Origin of the sequence: Arthrobacter sp. MW3 TE3886 (genome assembly GCF_041262145.1) — a bacterium.
GTDB lineage: Bacteria > Actinomycetota > Actinomycetes > Actinomycetales > Micrococcaceae > Arthrobacter.
In genome coordinates this window covers 871,668-886,857 of sequence record NZ_JBGCAN010000001.1, presented here as the reverse complement: position 1 = coordinate 886,857, position 15,190 = coordinate 871,668, and the positions used below count along the sequence as shown (strand labels likewise).

At 67.9% G+C, this 15,190-nt stretch carries 15 protein-coding genes and 1 tRNA gene; 5 read left to right on the top strand and 11 right to left on the bottom strand.

Features of this window, described 5'->3' with window-relative positions; all coding sequences use genetic code 11:
• Positions 1-47 precede the first annotated feature (47 nt).
• Positions 48-1,646, bottom strand: a complete 1,599-nt coding sequence (locus tag ABH915_RS04130; protein ID WP_370118105.1) for a cellulase family glycosylhydrolase — start codon at positions 1,644-1,646, stop codon at positions 48-50.
• 177 nt (positions 1,647-1,823) lie between these two features.
• Positions 1,824-2,087 (bottom strand): DUF4190 domain-containing protein, encoded by a 264-nt coding sequence (locus tag ABH915_RS04125; RefSeq protein ID WP_370118102.1) that lies wholly within the window; start codon positions 2,085-2,087, stop codon positions 1,824-1,826.
• 190 nt (positions 2,088-2,277) lie between these two features.
• On the opposite strand from ABH915_RS04125, the gene ABH915_RS04120 reads away from it, so the two are divergent.
• On the top strand, positions 2,278-3,594 hold the full coding sequence (locus ABH915_RS04120; RefSeq protein ID WP_370118099.1) for an MFS transporter: 1,317 nt from the start codon (positions 2,278-2,280) through the stop codon (positions 3,592-3,594).
• Here the strand turns inward: ABH915_RS04120 and ABH915_RS04115 are convergent.
• Entirely contained in the window at positions 3,591-4,064 is a 474-nt protein-coding gene (locus tag ABH915_RS04115; protein WP_370118097.1) for a hypothetical protein, read from the bottom strand. The two genes, ABH915_RS04120 and ABH915_RS04115, sit on opposite strands and share 4 nt — an antisense overlap.
• Before the next feature lie 85 nt (positions 4,065-4,149).
• On the opposite strand from ABH915_RS04115, the gene ABH915_RS04110 reads away from it, so the two are divergent.
• Both ABH915_RS04110 and ABH915_RS04105 read left to right on the top strand, forming a co-directional pair.
• The gene (locus tag ABH915_RS04110; protein WP_370118094.1) at positions 4,150-5,187 is read left to right on the top strand and encodes a hypothetical protein; all 1,038 of its coding nucleotides are present in this window, start codon (positions 4,150-4,152) and stop codon (positions 5,185-5,187) included.
• A 36-nt stretch (positions 5,188-5,223) separates the two neighbouring features.
• Positions 5,224-5,463 (top strand): hypothetical protein, encoded by a 240-nt coding sequence (locus ABH915_RS04105; RefSeq protein WP_370118091.1) that lies wholly within the window; start codon positions 5,224-5,226, stop codon positions 5,461-5,463.
• A gap of 183 nt (positions 5,464-5,646) precedes the next feature.
• Here the strand turns inward: ABH915_RS04105 and ABH915_RS04100 are convergent, their stop codons facing one another.
• The 7 genes from ABH915_RS04100 to ABH915_RS04070 form a co-directional block, all read right to left on the bottom strand.
• Positions 5,647-6,492, bottom strand: coding sequence for an aldo/keto reductase (locus ABH915_RS04100; protein ID WP_026539184.1), 846 nt, complete (start codon positions 6,490-6,492; stop codon positions 5,647-5,649).
• A 161-nt stretch (positions 6,493-6,653) separates the two neighbouring features.
• Positions 6,654-7,121, bottom strand: a complete 468-nt coding sequence (locus tag ABH915_RS04095) for a hypothetical protein (RefSeq protein ID WP_370118087.1) — start codon at positions 7,119-7,121, stop codon at positions 6,654-6,656.
• Between the two features lie 7 nt (positions 7,122-7,128).
• A complete protein-coding gene (locus tag ABH915_RS04090) occupies positions 7,129-7,806 on the bottom strand; it encodes a bacterial proteasome activator family protein (RefSeq protein ID WP_370118085.1) in 678 nt (225 codons plus the stop codon).
• Positions 7,807-7,938: 132 nt separating this feature from the next.
• A complete protein-coding gene (locus ABH915_RS04085) occupies positions 7,939-8,130 on the bottom strand; it encodes a YbdD/YjiX family protein (protein ID WP_370118082.1) in 192 nt (63 codons plus the stop codon).
• Positions 8,131-8,143: 13 nt separating this feature from the next.
• Positions 8,144-10,438, bottom strand: coding sequence for a carbon starvation CstA family protein (locus tag ABH915_RS04080; RefSeq protein ID WP_370124928.1), 2,295 nt, complete (start codon positions 10,436-10,438; stop codon positions 8,144-8,146).
• Between the two features lie 180 nt (positions 10,439-10,618).
• A complete protein-coding gene (locus ABH915_RS04075; RefSeq protein ID WP_370118079.1) occupies positions 10,619-11,155 on the bottom strand; it encodes a PadR family transcriptional regulator in 537 nt (178 codons plus the stop codon).
• Between the two features lie 177 nt (positions 11,156-11,332).
• Complete coding sequence (locus tag ABH915_RS04070) at positions 11,333-12,316, bottom strand: NAD(P)H-quinone oxidoreductase (RefSeq protein ID WP_370118076.1); 984 nt, start codon at positions 12,314-12,316, stop codon at positions 11,333-11,335.
• Positions 12,317-12,479: 163 nt separating this feature from the next.
• Here ABH915_RS04070 and ABH915_RS04065 point away from each other — a divergent pair.
• A tRNA-Ser gene (locus tag ABH915_RS04065) sits at positions 12,480-12,567 on the top strand.
• 238 nt (positions 12,568-12,805) lie between these two features.
• Here ABH915_RS04065 and ABH915_RS04060 read toward each other — a convergent pair.
• The gene (locus tag ABH915_RS04060; RefSeq protein WP_370118073.1) at positions 12,806-13,693 is read right to left on the bottom strand and encodes a helix-turn-helix transcriptional regulator; all 888 of its coding nucleotides are present in this window, start codon (positions 13,691-13,693) and stop codon (positions 12,806-12,808) included.
• Positions 13,694-13,925: 232 nt separating this feature from the next.
• Here ABH915_RS04060 and ABH915_RS04055 point away from each other — a divergent pair, with 232 nt between their 5' ends.
• Positions 13,926-15,170 (top strand): MFS transporter, encoded by a 1,245-nt coding sequence (locus tag ABH915_RS04055; RefSeq protein WP_370118070.1) that lies wholly within the window; start codon positions 13,926-13,928, stop codon positions 15,168-15,170.
• Positions 15,171-15,190 lie beyond the last annotated feature (20 nt).

Genomic DNA, 15,190 nt, shown 5'->3' with positions numbered 1-15,190 from the left:
TGGATCAGGCGCCGGGACTGGTACGCCGAACGTCCTCGCGTGCCCGGCTACTTCAGGGTGAGCACCGGGTTGACTGGAGCCTTCAGCGAATCCACCTGCAGGCCCACGGACAGTTTCTGGCCGGCGGCCACCTTGGTGGCCCAGTCCGAGCCGCTGCAGGTTACCGACACCTTGGGGAGGACCGTGCACGTGATGCCCCAGGAGTTGGCCACCCGGGTGACGTTCGGATCGGGCCAGCTCACGCTCCAACCGGACGCCGCCCGGAGGCCTGTGACCTCAATATTGGCCACGTAGCCGCCGGTCCACGAACTGCCGAGCTTCCAGACCGCGCTGATCGGCGCGCCCGACGTCGGCGCGGGAGATGCCGTTGGCGACGGCGTCGGGGTCGGCGTCGGCGTCGGCGTCGCAGTGGCGGTGGCGGTCGCAGTGGCAGTGGCGGTCGCAGTGGCAGTGGCGGTCGCAGTGGCAGTCGGCGACGGCGTCACGGTCGGCGTCGGCGTGCCCGTCAGGATGGGCGCGAGCGCGGCGAGTTTGGCGGCCTCCGGGGTGCGCCAGTCCGCCTGGACAAGTCCGCCGGTGATGCCGCTGTTCGGGTTGAACGACCAATACGCGAAGCTCATGGAATTGGTCCCCAGGTAGGAGACGATTTTCTCCATCCACTGCTTGTCCGAGGTGGTTTGCAGCGCCGTCCCGAACTCCCCGAGCAGTACCGGGGCGATGCCCTGCTTCTGGATGTAACCCCAGTTGGCATCCCACACGGCCGGCAGGTTGTTGGGATAGCTGGGGTCGCTGAACCACTTCTGCGCAAACAACGACGCCGGGTAGTCGTGCGGGGAATAGACCACCCGGTTGGGCGTGGCCAGCGTGACCGGCTTGTTCTTGACGTCGGCCAGGCCGCCGCCCCACCAGGTGGAGGTGCCGTTGCTCTGGTTCTCGATGCCCTCAACGATGATCAGTAGGTTGGGGTTGGAGGCCAAGACGGCGTTGCCGCCGCGGGTGGCCGCAGCCTGCCAGTCGGTGGCGGCGGCGCCGCCCCACGTCGCCGCCCCGGCCGGCTCATTGTGAAGGTCGGCGCCAATGACAGTGGGATCGTTCTTGTAGCGGGCGGCGAGCATCTTCCAGTCAGCAATCCACCTCGACTCAGGGTAGGCGGAGGTGTACCAGAGCGGGGACTGGTCGGCAGAGGACGGCCGGTGCCGGTCCAGGATGATCTGCAGGCCGTTGGCCTTCGCGCGGGCGATCACCGTGTCCATCAGGACCAGGGGCGTCTTGCCCTCCAGCGCGTAGGCGCGGTTGGCCCAGTAGTTCAGGTTGCCCTTGATGGATGTCGCGGCCAGGCACTCGTTGGAGAACGGCAGGCGGACGGTGTTGAATCCCATCGATTTGATGTTGGCCAAGGCGTCGTCGATGGTCAGGGTCCCCCAGAGCCCGTGCGGCATGCAGTCCGGAGTTTCCATGCCAAACCAGGACGCGGCCTTGATGGTGTGCGGGGCGTTGTTCGAGTCCAGGATCCTGCCGCCGGAGGTGTGCAGCCAGCCGGTGGGCGGCGGCGTAGTGGCGGCGGTGGCCAGGGGAAGCGAGGCCGCGGCGACGCCGGTGAGGGCCAGTCCGGCAGCCACAGCGATGCCCATAAGTGTGGCAGTCACGCTCGGGCGTCTTCCCCCGACGTGGAGTGGCGGATTCGAAAACGGTTTCACAGTTCCTCCGTGAGAGTGGCGTGCGGGTGCGGCCTGGTATTGGTGCGGCTCTTGGCGCGTGGGGCTGCAGCAAGGATGCAGAGGGCACCTTCCGGCCGGTGCCGGAAGGTGCCCTCTGGCCGGGTCTTAGCGGTTCGCGGCCGCCGAGCCCATGATGACAACGATCAGGATGACGGCCAAGGCGATCGACACATAGCCGATGACCAGTGCGGCGATGGCCAGGCCGCGGCCGCCCTCACCGGTGGTCTTGATCTGGTTCAGGGCGACGTGACCCAGGATGATGCCGAGCAGGCTGATGAAAAAGGATGAGACCAGCGCTGCGATTGCAAGTCCATTTGTCTTCGCGGCAGCGGGTGCGGGCGCGTAGCCCTGGTACTGGGGTGAGCTCATGGGTGTGTTGCCTTTCAGTCCGTCAATGTGGGTCCCCCCGTCCCGCACAATGCGGATCGGCTCTCAAAAAGTACCAAGCTGCCGCCAAGAAAGAACCCCTTTGGCCAATATTTCCTTCTGCGCCTCGACGCGACTGCAGGGCCCTGACCTGCGTATTGTCTTTTTCCGGGCCGTCCGTCAGCCTTAGGGAATGGAACGGCCCGGGCGCAGGCGGCCAGCCAGCCAGCAACTCCCGGCGCCGCCGCCAGGAGTCCAAACCGAGAATTGGCGGCACCGGCTGTGGGGCCCGGTTGTCGGCTTCGGCCTGGTCAGCCTGGCCGCGGACATGGTGTCCGACGGCGCCCGCCCGCTGGGGGGTCCCCTGCTGGCCCAGCTCGGTGCGTCCGCGCTTTTCGTCGGCCTCGTGACCGGCGCCGCGGAGGCCGCGTCCCAGGGGCTCCGGCTGGTGTTCGGCCCCTGGGCGGACCGCACCGGGAAGTACTGGACTTTCACGATGGCCGGCTATGTGCTCACAGCGGTGTGCATCCCGCTGCTCGCGTTGACGCCGTTCGCCGGGACCGCCGGGATGGCCCTGGCGGCCGTGCTCATCATCGGGGACAGGGTTGGCAAAGCCGTCCGCAGCCCGGCGAAAACCGTGCTGCTCGCCGCCGTCGCCGGGCCGGTTGGCCGGGGCCGCGGCTTCGCCGTCCACAAGTCCCTCGATCTGGCCGGGGCGCTTTTGGGCCCGCTGCTCGTCTCGGCGGTGCTGGTTGCCACCGGCTCACTGTCGGCAGCCTTTGCGGTGCTTGTCATTCCGGCGGCGGCGGCGGTGGCGATTCTCGTTTGGCTGCGTCGCCGCGTCCGGGATCCCGGCGCGGACAAGCCCGCGCCCGACGCCTCCGGCGTGCCGGAGGCGTCCCGCGGGAAGCCCGCCGGGCGGCCGCCGTCGGCGTTCTCCAGCGTCTTCATCTTGTTCGCCGTGGCCGCATTCTTCTGGAGCGCCGGGCTGGTGGCCTTCGGCGTCATCTCCTATCACCTGACGACCGACGTGGCGGTCCCCGTCTCGGTGGTTCCGCTGCTGTACGCCGGCGCCATGGGGACCGCCGCCGTCGGGGCGCTCGCCAGTGGCGTCATTTACGACCGCGCCGGTGCGGCCGTGCTCCTGGCGCTGCCCGTGCTGATTATGGCGGTGCCGGTGCTGGCCCTGGCACCGAGCGCCGGACTCGTGTTCGCTGGCGTCCTGGTCTGGGGCGCCGCCACGGGCATCCAGGACTCCACGGTCAAGGCGCTGGTCGCCGATCTGGTGCCCCAGCCCCGGCAGGGCACGGCGTACGGGGTGTTCGCGGCGTTCGAGGGGGCCGGCGCGTTGGCGGGCGGGGCCCTGTACGGGTCACTCTACGGCGCGCGACCGGCGCTTATCGCTGCCGTGGCCGCACTCCAGGCGACGGCCCTTGTCCTGCTGTTCGTCACGCTGCACCGGGTCCGGCACGCGTCACCTGGCCTTGGGCCCGCGGATGGGCGGAGCTAACGCGCCCAGACCGAGGCCGCGCCGGAATGTCCCGTGATGATGCTCTGGTAAATGAAGAAGGCCCCCGCCAGGGCGCCGGCAACCAGGACGACTCCCCGGACAATCCGGTTGCTCCGAAGTCCGCCGAGGAACGCCAAGCGCCGTCCAAAGGGCTCGTAAGTGACTATCAACATTGCCGCGACCAGGATGAAAAAGATCACGGAAACCACTTTGAGCACGTCGCCTTGCTGGGCGTGCTCGTGGGCCAGCGCCGACGCCGGACGGATTTTCTCCAACTGCTCCCCTGCCTGTGCGGTCAGGAGTGTCACTGGCACCAGCCCCAGTGACAACACGCCCAGGGGCCAGGCCAGGTAAGCCCACCAGCGCCGAGCCACGGCATAAATGATGGCACCGAGACCTGCGATCGGCGCAAGGACCACTACGGCGTGGACCAGCAGGACATGGGCCGGGAGCCCACCAATTTCGATCACGTGAATCTCCTCCAGAACGTGAGGGCACCGGGTCTGATGACGGGGCCGCGAACCCGTGGCGGGGCCGGACTCCTATGATTCTTGCATGGGATCGCGGGAACTAGCGGGCATTGCCGGGCCGCTCTATGCATTGCCCTACGGGGAGTTCGTGGCTGCAAGGACGGCCGCGGCCAAAGAGGTCAGTTCCGTGGGCGTCACCGCCGCCGAGCAGCGTGCCTTGGCGGCCGAAGTCCGTGCCCTGCCCAAGCCGTCGGTGGCGGCATGGGCGGTGAACATGCTGGCCGCGCACAGCCCCGAAATCCTGCGCGAGGTCGCTGGACTGGGAACGTCGATGCAGGAGGCGCAGGACGCCCTGAATGCAGCGGACCTCCGCCTCCTCGCCCAGCAGCGGCGCCAGCTCCTCGCCAGCGCGGTAAAGGCGGCGCACGCCCTGGCGGCCCAGCACGGACGGGCCATCAGCGCCACCGTCGCGACGGAAGTGGAGCAGACCCTGCGGGCCGCCACCGCCGACCCGGGCGCCGCAGCCGCTGTGCAAAGCGGCTGTCTGCTCCGGGGGCTCTCGGCGGACGGGGTCGACGTCGTTGATCTCACCGGCGCCGTGGCTGTCCCGGGGAGCCATGCCGCCGCGGCGGCCGGTACTGGAGCCGTGCCGGCAACGGCCGGCGTCCGCGGGACCGAACCGGCGTCCGCCGGCCGCGGGACCGAACCGGCGCACCGGACCGCACAGGGCGGCGGAACTGCCGGCGGAAAACCGCCAACGGAACAGCCCCGCCTCCGGGCCGTCGGGACAGCCCGGGTGACGCCCACGCCGTCGGCGGTGGAACGGGCACGGGCCGGCCTGGAGGCAGCCAAAGTGGCCGCCGCGGAGGCCGACGAGGAAGCAGGCCGCGCGGCCGCGGAGCTGGCCGAGGCGACGGCGGAAACCACGCTGCTGGCCGATGAGGTGCGCGGACTCAGGCGGCGTCTGGACACGGCAGAAGCCGGGCTCAAAACGGCCCGGAAGCGTCACGAGCTGGCAGCGGCCCTGGCGCAGCAGACGGCACGGGCCGCCGACCGGCAGCGCCGCAAGGAAGTCCTGGCGCGGGAGCGGGTGCTGCGGCTCGGCAACACGCCGGAGGAGTGAAGTCTTAGTGTCGGGGGTCGGTTGCACACTGGAATCATGGAGAACAACCAGAATTTCCAGCAGAGTTTCCACCAAGAGGCGGATTTCAACGACGCACAGGACGGCGTTCTGTATTTCGCGGTCACCTACCTGGACACCGATTGCGGCCGGATCCGCACCGAGAGCTTCGATGACGCTGCCGCCGCGGACCGCTTCGCCAGCCGGTGCGTTGCCGGCGAAGACGGCTGGGCCGTGGTCGATGCGATCCCGGCGAAAGAGCGCCGGGCCGCCGCCTGACTCGGTAGTCCTTCCAGGCCGGCGCCTGGGTCCGGGCCCTCAGTCTCCGAGCGCGCGGGGTTGGCCGGTCACGGTCACTGTCCCGGATGGCGGTAGGGGGCCGGACGCTCGAAGGGCCTCCACCCCGTGCGGGGTGAAGGCCCTGCGCAAACGCCGGCTGGCAGCCGGCGTCGCGGGAGTTACTTAGGCGAAGTCGGAGACGGCCGGATCCGGACCGATCCGGCCGGCGTCTTCGGCGGAGCGGTCAAGCCCGTTGATGGCCTGGATGTCGGTCTCGTCGAGGCTAACGTCCAGGGCCGCGTAGTTCTCGCGGATCCGGGACTCGGTCACCGACTTCGGAATAACCACGTTGCCGATGGCCAAGTGCCACGCGATGACAACCTGGGCCGGGGTGGCGCCGTGCTTGGCGGCAATCTCGGCAATGACAGGGCTCTCGAGGAGCTCGCCGCCCTGGCCCAGCGGCGACCACGCCTGGGTGAGGATGCCCTTGGACGCGTTGAATTCGCGCAGGTCGGCCTGGCTGAAGAACGGGTGCAGTTCGACCTGGTTGATGGCCGGAACCACGCCGGTCTCATCGATCAGGCGCTGCAGCCCCTCCTTGGTGAAGTTGGAGACGCCGATGGTCTTGACCCGGCCCTGCTTCTGCAGCTCGATGAGGGCCTTCCAGGTGTCAACGTATTTGTCCTGCTTGGGCTGCATCCAGTGGATCAGGTACAGGTCCAGGGTTTCGAGGCCGAGGCGCTCCATGGATTCCTCGAACGCCTTCAGAGTGGACTCGTAGCCCTGATCCGCGTTCCACAGCTTGGTGGTGATGAAAATTTCCTCGGGCTTAAGGCCGGAACGCTCAATGGCGCGGCCCACGCCTGCTTCGTTGCCGTAGATCTTTGCCGTGTCGATGTGGCGGAAGCCGGCCTCAAACGCCTGGACAACCACCTTTTCGGCCACGTCATCTTCAACCTGCCACACCCCGTAGCCAAGCTGGGGGATGGTGTTGCCGTCATTGAAAGTCAGTTCCGGTGAAAAAGTCATATAAGTATCCTGCCAACTTCGGCGCCCTCCGGCCAGCGGCAGGGCGCCGCTAAGCTAGGCGCGTAACCGGGAATACCCTGGATTTCAGGGAAATACAGGGAATATCGGGAACGCCGGCCACGCCGGGACGGTCCTGCGCAAAGACCAATCCGCGAAGCGGCTCAGGCCGGCGTCGGTCCGCTGCCGTCGGCCTCGGCAAGCCGCCGCTCGGCGTCGTGGACCTGTTCCAGCACGGAATCGGCGCGCCGGCGCACCGACGCGGCACCCGCCGGGACCCGCCCCACGGCGAGCCGGAGCATCGCGGCCGCCTCGGCCGTCATGGCCAGCGAATTGCCTGCCGTCGACAAGGCCCGGTGAACGCCTGCCAGTGGTCCCGGAATATCCAACCCGTTGCTGGGAAACCGTCGCTGGGCCTCCACGCAGACCACCCTGACCCGGGGCGCGAGCGCGGAGAGTTGGTTGGCGATCTCGACGAGTTCGCCGTACAGCGCCTCGTCCTCGACCCCCTCGAGGACCTGGTGGTAGCGGTCAAGTCCGCGGTTGAACCGGTCATGGGCGCGCCGCCAGAGCCCTTTGCCGAGTTCGGCGTCGTCCCTGCGGCCCTGCAGTGCTGCGCTGAAGAAGCCCAAGGTCGCGCTAAAGGTACTGGCCCGGACCGTGGTCCGAGTCCATGGGTTCGGGCGGCTCCGAGGGATCAGCACCGCGACGCGGTGCTGCGGCCCGGACCGGTTCGCCGTTCTCCCCGATGATGACGCCCGGCGCGATCACTGTTCCGGGGGGCAGCTGGCGCAGCTGCATCTGGGCGTAGGCGTGCTCCCTGGCGGCGTGCTGCGCCGCGATGGCCGTCTGGATGCCGTGGAAGAGTCCCTCAAGCCAGCCGACCAGCTGGGCCTGGGCTATCCTCAGTTCCGCGTCGGAGGGGGTTGCGTTCTCCGGAAAGGGAAGGTTAATCCGTTCGAGCTCCTCAACGAGCTCCGGGGCCAGGCCGTCCTCGAGTTCCTTGATGGAACGGTCGTGGATTTCAGCCAGCCGGACGCGGGCCGCGTCGTCCAGCGGCGCGGACCTCACCTCGTCCAGCAGCTGCTTGACCATCGTGCCGATCCGCATGACCTTCGCGGGTTGGTCCACGAGGTCCTGAAGTTCGCTGCCCCGGGGCGGCCTGGGCCCGGCACTGGATCCATCGGCGCGGCCGGACGGCACTGCAGCCGGTGAGGCCAAGGGCGTACCGGGCAGGGCGTCATCCAGGGGCGTGCCTTCGACGGGCACGTCGTCCGCAGTTTGGGCGCCGGACTGAGTGTCGTGCTGATCGCTCATGGCTTCATACTCTCACGCGCCCGGCGGCGCGGACCCGGCGTCCGCCGGAAGCGGAAGGGGCGGCGCCGGACACTCTCGTGCCCAACACCGCCCCCTCCCCCGGCCCGAGCGGCACCCGCTCCGCAACACAGTTCAGCAGCACCGCCCTTGCGGGTTGGTGTCCTGCCGGTCGGTCTTCTCACGCCAAAACTCCCGCTCGGTGAGGGGAGGGCCGGTGTGTCCAGAGGCCTCATGGTGCTCCAGGTACTTCTCGTAGGCGTCGGCGCCCAGCACCCCGCCGAGGTACCCGGCAAACCCGCGGAAGCCGGCGAGGACCGCGTTCACGCCCGGCTCCGCATCAGTGGTGTCCGGACTTTTCGAGCCGCTCTCCGGCCGGGAGCTGGTTCCACGCGGCCGCGAGGTCACGCTCCGCCGCCGTGGGGACAAACCCTGCCGGGGCGAAGACACGGGAAGCCTGCGCGGGGTCTTCGTGCTCGGCGTTGGGCAGCCCCGCGGCCGTGTTCCGCAGGGCCTTGATGGTTGCCATTACTGCAGTGATGATGACGATGATGCTCAGCACCACGAAGACGATCGAGAGCCATCCCTGGATCATCGTGTTGCGGACCACGGCCTCCATGGCGGCCTGGGTCTTGGCGGTGCCGAAGGAGGTCTTGCCGTCCGCCAGCGCCTTGGTGAAGGCAGCATTGTTGGCGAAGTAGCCCACCGCCGGAACGGGCGAGAAGATCTTGTAGAAGCTCGCCGTGATGGTCACGACGGCGGCGAACGCCAGCGGCGCCGCCACGATCCACAGGTACTTCGGGGCGGTGCGTTTGGCAGCAATGGCCAGGCAGACCGAGAGGGCGATGGCCGCGAGCAGCTGGTTGGCGATCCCGAACAGCGGGAACAGGGTGTTAATGCCGCCCAGCGGGTCGGTGACGCCCATCAGCAGGACCGCGCCCCAGGCGGCCACCATGATGGCAGTGCAGAGCCAGGCGCCCGGGCGCCAGGAGTGCTCCTTGAACTTCGGAACGAAGTTGCCGATCGAGTCCTGGAGCATGAAGCGGGCAACGCGGGTGCCGGCGTCGACGGCCGTGAGGATGAAGAGGGCCTCGAACATGATGGCGAAGTGGTACCAGAAAGCCATCATCGCGGTGCCGCCGATGAACTGCTGCATGATGTGGGCAAGGCCGACGGCGAGGGTGGGCGCCCCGCCCGAGCGCGACACGATGCTTTGCTCCCCCACGTCCTTGGCCGTCTGCGCGAGATCACCGGCCGTGATGTTGACGCCGGACAGGCCCAGGCCGTTGACCCACGCGGCCGCGGTCTCGACGGTCCCGCCGGTAAGCGCCACAGGGGCGTTCATGGCGAAGTAGATGCCGCGGTCAATGGAGATTGCGGCCACGAGGGCCATGATGGCCACGAAGGACTCCATGAGCATGCCGCCGTAGCCGATCAGGCGCGTCTGGCGCTCCTTCTCGATCAGCTTCGGCGTGGTGCCGGAGGCGATCAGCGCGTGGAACCCGGACAGTGCGCCGCAGGCGATTGTGACGAACAGGAACGGGAAGAGGGCGCCGGAGAACACCGGACCGTTGTCCCGGCCGGCGAACTCGCTGAAGGCCGGCACGGTAATTTCGGGGCGGACCACGATGATGGCCAGGGCCAGCATCACGATCACGCCGATCTTCATGAACGTGGAGAGATAGTCGCGGGGGGCCAGGAGCAGCCACACGGGCAGGATGGCTGCGATGAAGCCGTAGACGATGAGGCCCCACGCGATGGTGACCTTGTCCAGGTGGAAGAACGCGGCACCCCATTCGGTGCCCGCCACGGCACCGCCGCCGATGATGGCGGCCATGAGCAGCACGAAACCGATCAGGGACACCTCCATGACCTTGCCCGGCCGGATGAAGCGCAAGTACACGCCCATGAAGAGGGCGATCGGGATGGTCATGCCCACCGAGAAGACGCCCCAGGGGCTCTCGCCGAGGGCGTTGACAACCACAAGGGCCAGGATGGCGACGATGATCACCATGATGAGCAGGGTCGCGACGAGGGCGGCCGTGCCGCCGATGACGCCGAGTTCCTCGCGGGCCATCTGGCCCAGGGAACGGCCGCCGCGGCGCATGGAGAAGAACAGGACGAGGTAATCCTGGACGGCACCGGCAAGGACGACGCCGATGATGATCCAGATCGTGCCGGGGAGGTAGCCCATCTGGGCCGCGATGACCGGGCCCACCAGGGGGCCGGCGCCGGCGATGGCGGCGAAGTGGTGGCCGAAGAGGACGTTGCGGTCCGTGCGGACGTAGTCCTTGCCGTCGGCCTTGTATTCGGCCGGGGTGGCCCGGCGGTCATTGGGCTTGGTCAGGTAACGCTCTATGACCTTGGAGTAGAAGCGGTAGCCGATCAGGTAGGTGCAGACCGACGCAAAAACAAACCAGATGGCGTTGACGGTCTCGCCGCGGACGATTGCGAGCATGAACCAGGCGACGCCGCCCAGCAGCGCGATGGCCGCCCACAGCGCGATCTTGGCGGGCGTCCAGGTGCGGTCCGCAGCGTCGCGGACGGACTCATCCACCGACGTCGGCGGGAGGGACGGGTCCGGAACGACCCCGTCGTCGAGTTGTGCGGTGCCGTGCGTGCTGGCGCCTCGCATGCTCCCGTGCGTGCTGTCGCCTTGTGTGCCATCTGGCATTGTGCCCATGTCTCCTCCTTGAGAAACCCAACGGGCAGTCCACCGGTACAGAACTGCCCCCCGCACCCTACCAATGCGGGCGGCCCCGGGCGGCAGTCCTGCGCCCGGCGGTGGGGATTGCGCGACGAGCGGTCGGCCGGGCTACGCCTGGAGGTTGCTGAGCTGCAAGAGGCGGGCCTCGCAGAGGTCCAGCCAGCGCACTTCGGCTTCGGTCTGGAAGATGAGGGAGTCCAGCACCAGGAGCCGGGCGGTGTCGGCCGGGCGCTGGAGTGCGGCCGTGTCGCGGCGGGACTTGGTGTAGTCCTGCAGCGCCCGGATGGATACCGCCCGCTGTGCCTGGATGATGGCGCCGACGTCGGTCCCGGGAATCGTCAGGCCGAGGGCGAGCTTGATGGCCAACTCGTTGCGGGGCGGATTCGCGCGGGACACCGGGGCCATGAACCAGGCGCCGACTTCAGTACGGCCGGCCGTCGTGATGCTGTAGATGACGTGGCCGTCGCCGTCGCCGCCGTCTTTGCGGACCAGCCCGTCGCGTTCCAGCCGGTCCAGGGTGGTGTAGACCTGCCCGATGTTCAGCGGCCAGGAGGATCCGGTGCGGTCCTCGAATTCGGTCCTGAGCTGGTAGCCGTAGCGCGGGCGGTCCTGCAAGAGGGCGAGGAGACTGTGACGGATAGACATGGCGCCCCCGGAATCGCGAAGTCACGAAAATCACACAGCATACACGCGCCCCAAGACGCGTGTATACCGCGTATGGACCTACGTTATCGTCATTGTTGCCCCGGCCGCAAAACATTGCATGCTCCGACCGGAATAAGTAGGCCCCGACCTGCGGTTTAAGCCGGATCCGGCTTCCCGCTACATGACCAGCAGGACCTTGCCCACGTGGTCGCCGGAATCGAAATAGGCGTGTGCGGCGGCGACCTGGTCCAGCGGGAAGGTCTTGGCCACGAGGGGCCTGATCCTGCCGTCGGTCAGCATCGGCCACACGGCGTCACGGACGGCGTTCATGATCACGGTCTTTTCCTCGACCGGGCGGGGACGCAGCGCGGTGGCGATGATGGCGGCCCGCTTCCGCAGCAGCTGGCCAAGGTCCAGTTCCGCCTTCGCGCCGCCCTGCAGCCCGATCACCACGAGGCGTCCGTAGTCGGCGAGCGCGTCGATGTTCTGTTCGAGGTACTTGGCCCCGACGACGTCGAGGATGACGTCCGCGCCTTTGCCGCCGTTTTGCGCGCGCAGGCTCGCCGGGAAACTCTCCTCCGCGTAGTTGATGGCGATGTCCGCCCCGAGGAAGGCCTTGGCGGTACCGACTTTTTCCGCGTTCCCGGCCGTCGTGGCAACCCGGGCGCCCATGGCCTTGGCAAGCTGGATGGCCATGGTGCCGATGCCGCCCGTGGCTCCGTGGATGAGGACAGTTTCGCCCGGCTGCAGCTGCGCCGTCATGATCAAGTTGGAATAGACCGTCGCCGCGACCTCGGGCAACGATGCCGCCGTGACCAGATCCACGCCGTCGGGGATCCTCAGGACCTGGCCCGCGGGCACGGCCACCTGCTGGGCGTAGCCGCCGCCGGCGAGCAGCGCCACCACCTTGTCCCCCACGGAAAACGCCTTGGTCACGCCCGGACCGAACCCTGCAATCCGGCCGGAGACCTCCAACCCGGGGATCTCGGAGGCGCCCGGGGGCGGCGGGTAGAAGCCCCTGCGCTGCTGGACGTCGGCACGGTTAAGGCCCGCGGCCACGACGTCGATCAGCACCTCGCCGGGGCCGGCCACCGGGGCCTGGACCTCACGGACCTCCAGGACCTCGGGTCCGCCGGGCTCTGAGATATAGACAGCCTTCATGGAGCACTCCCGATTCCTAACTGGCTCCGCGCACGTTCGCCGCGATCGCCAGGTCCGATCAACATCACTCCCCAGAATATGGCGGGGAGCTGCACACGGCCGCAAGCGCACCGTGTTTATGGTTTTTGTGGCAGCCGACTGCCTATGAAAGACTACTCGTTAGGGAAGGTTGTCCGAGCGGCCGATGGAGCTGGTCTTGAAAACCAGTGTGCGGTAACCCCGTACCAAGAGTTCGAATCTCTTACCTTCCGCGGGAGCGCAGATCTTGCGCGGTTCTAGAGGCCGGCCCGGGGCGATCGAAAGATCGTTCCGGCCGGCCTTACTCGTCTCACGGGCGCGGCGTGAACCTCCTCACCGGGCTCAGAATCATCAGCCTGGCAACGGGGAACGGCGGGCTCTTAAGGCGCTGCTCATCAGCCTGAACTACGTTTAAGGCAACTCTGGCGCCGGGTAACATGCTCCCTGGCGGGCACGGAACGTGCCCTCCCGTCAGCTGGTTGCCCGGCGCCGTTCGATGGTGGCGTCTTCGCCTACACTCCAGCTGGCCAGGAGGTGCAGCCGTTCCGCTGAGGGCGAGCCCGGCTCGGCGGTGTAGACCAAGAGGACCAGTCCCGGCTCCGCGGTGATCGCAAGTTCCTCGTAGGCCAGCGTGAGTTCGCCGGCCACGGGGTGGTGAAAGCGTTTGGTGCCGGAACCGTGGGTGCGCACATTATGGGCGCCCCACAGTGTCCGAAACGTCTCACTGCGGGTCGACAGTTCGCCGACCAGGTCCTGCATGGTGCGGTCGTGGGGGTCGCGGCCGGCTTCAGCGCGCATGATGCCGACGCACATCTCAGCGAACAAGTCCCAGTCGGGGTAGAAGTCGCGCGAGGCGGGGTCGAGGAACTGGAACCGCGCCAGGTTCGGGGTTCGGCCGCCGTCCCCGAGCACCGGGGAGTAGAACGCCCGGCCCAACGCGTTCGTCGCGAGCAGGTTCTGGTACGGGTCGCGGACGAATGCGACGCCCTCGGTGATCGCTTCCAGCGCCCACTGCAGGCTCAGACGCGACCCGGCCTGGACGGTCGCGCGCCTGCGCGACCGTCCAGGGGCCGGGATGCCGTCTGCGGCGCGGGCCAGGTCGAACAAGTGCGCACGCTCGGTGTCGTCAAGCCGGAGGGCACGGGCGATGGATTCGAGCACGGACGAGGACGCACCGGCGATCGAACCGCGCTCCAGCTTGGCGTAATACTCCACGCTGACGTCGGCGAGGACCGCAACCTCGCTGCGCCTCAATCCAGCCACCCGTCGGTTCGAGCCTGCCACAAGGCCCGCTTCTGCCGGCGTGAGTCGTGCACGGCGCGACATCAGGAACTCACGCACTTCACCCCGGTTATCCATGCATCAAGGGTAAATCGCTGCGGCCGCACAAGGGGTTCCCTCCCGGTACACGTCTCACCGGGGACTCCCCCGCCCGCGAAAATCGGGCTTGACTGGCCGGAGGGTTGAGCAGTGCTTCCCGGCCTGCGGAACGGTTGACGCCGTCGGGCGGGGCGCCACTTCCTGTGGCTGCGCAGCCGCGCTTGACCAACCCCAACGCTGAGGCATTACCGCCACGCACGAAAGGAACCGCATGACGACCGCCCCCACCCGGACACCGGCACAGGAAGCCAGTGCATTAGGCGACGGCATACGAGAGGACAGCTCACGAGAAGACCATGCACGGCAAAGACTGCCCCTGACCGCACTCGTGGTCCTGGCCGCCATGGGATTTATCCTCGTCGCCACCGAGACGATGCCGGCCGGCCTGCTTCCTGTCATTGCCGCCGGCCTCCACACGGGCGAAGGCACGGTGGGTCTGCTGGTCAGCGCGTACGCCCTTGGAACGGTCGTTGTCACCATCCCCGCGATCATGCTGACGCGTGGCATGCGACGAAAGCCGCTCCTGCTTGGCGGTATCGCCGGTCTCGTGCTTGCCACCACGGTCACCGCAGTCTCACCCGATGTGACGTTGTCACTCGTGTCACGATTCGTTGCGGGCGCGTTCTCGGGAATCATCTGGGGAATGCTCGCCGCTTACGGGCGCCGCATCAGCCCGCCCCGGTACGCAGGGCTGTCCTTGGCCATCGTGTCCACCGGTGCGCCCCTCGGATTCGCGTTCGGCACCCCACTCGGCGCCTGGATCGGAACAGCTTTCGATTGGCGCTGGTCTTTCGGTGCCCTGTCCGTCCTCGGGGTCATCGTGGCTGCGCTGATCCTCGGATGCGTCCCCGACGCCGCCGGCCAACCGCCAGCGTCACGGCTCCCGCTGGGCCGGGTGTTCAGAATCCCCGGCGTCGCCATCATCCTGGCCGTCATCGTCGCCTGGATGATCGCCCACAGCACCATCTACACCTACATCGCCCCCTACCTCCGGGCCACCGACACCGGCCTCTCCGCCAGCCTGGTCCTGCTGGTCTACGGCATTGCGTCCGTCGTCGGGGTCGCCGTCACCGGCGCGCTGCTGGACCGCCATCCGAGGCCCCTCCTTCACCTCAGCGTCACCGTGTTCGTCGCTTCCGGACTCATTCTGCTGATCGGACATGCATCGGCAATGGCCATCCTGATCGCCGCCGCGCTCTGGGGCCTTACCTTCGGCGGCGCTTCAGCCCAAGTCCAGGGACCCCTCACCACCGCCGGAGGCGACAACGCCGACGTCGCGAATGCATTCCTCCCGGTAGCCTTCAACCTGGCCATCTTCGGCGCGGGCATTCTCGGTGCGCTCCTCCTGACGCCATTCGACGGGCTGGTGCTCCCGGTCGTCATGATCGCCCTCGGCATCACTGCCCTGCTGCTCACCCTGTACGGCCGGCGCTCGGCATTCCCGCGCCGGCTCTGACCGGCTATGCATTGAAACTG

What these genes read in the sequence shown, in the direction of transcription:
- ABH915_RS04125 (WP_370118102.1), bottom strand. Translation starts at nt 2,087, where the DNA reads ATGAGCTCACCCCAGTACCAGGGCTACGCGCCCGCACCCGCTGCCGCG.
- ABH915_RS04120 (WP_370118099.1), top strand. Translation starts at nt 2,278, where the DNA reads ATGGAACGGCCCGGGCGCAGGCGGCCAGCCAGCCAGCAACTCCCGGCG.
- ABH915_RS04110 (WP_370118094.1), top strand. Translation starts at nt 4,150, where the DNA reads ATGGGATCGCGGGAACTAGCGGGCATTGCCGGGCCGCTCTATGCATTG.
- ABH915_RS04105 (WP_370118091.1), top strand. Translation starts at nt 5,224, where the DNA reads ATGGAGAACAACCAGAATTTCCAGCAGAGTTTCCACCAAGAGGCGGAT.
- ABH915_RS04100 (WP_026539184.1), bottom strand. Translation starts at nt 6,492, where the DNA reads ATGACTTTTTCACCGGAACTGACTTTCAATGACGGCAACACCATCCCC.
- ABH915_RS04090 (WP_370118085.1), bottom strand. Translation starts at nt 7,806, where the DNA reads ATGAGCGATCAGCACGACACTCAGTCCGGCGCCCAAACTGCGGACGAC.
- ABH915_RS04080 (WP_370124928.1), bottom strand. Translation starts at nt 10,438, where the DNA reads ATGCGAGGCGCCAGCACGCACGGCACCGCACAACTCGACGACGGGGTC.
- ABH915_RS04075 (WP_370118079.1), bottom strand. Translation starts at nt 11,155, where the DNA reads ATGTCTATCCGTCACAGTCTCCTCGCCCTCTTGCAGGACCGCCCGCGC.
- ABH915_RS04070 (WP_370118076.1), bottom strand. Translation starts at nt 12,316, where the DNA reads ATGAAGGCTGTCTATATCTCAGAGCCCGGCGGACCCGAGGTCCTGGAG.
- ABH915_RS04060 (WP_370118073.1), bottom strand. Translation starts at nt 13,693, where the DNA reads ATGGATAACCGGGGTGAAGTGCGTGAGTTCCTGATGTCGCGCCGTGCA.
- ABH915_RS04055 (WP_370118070.1), top strand. Translation starts at nt 13,926, where the DNA reads ATGACGACCGCCCCCACCCGGACACCGGCACAGGAAGCCAGTGCATTA.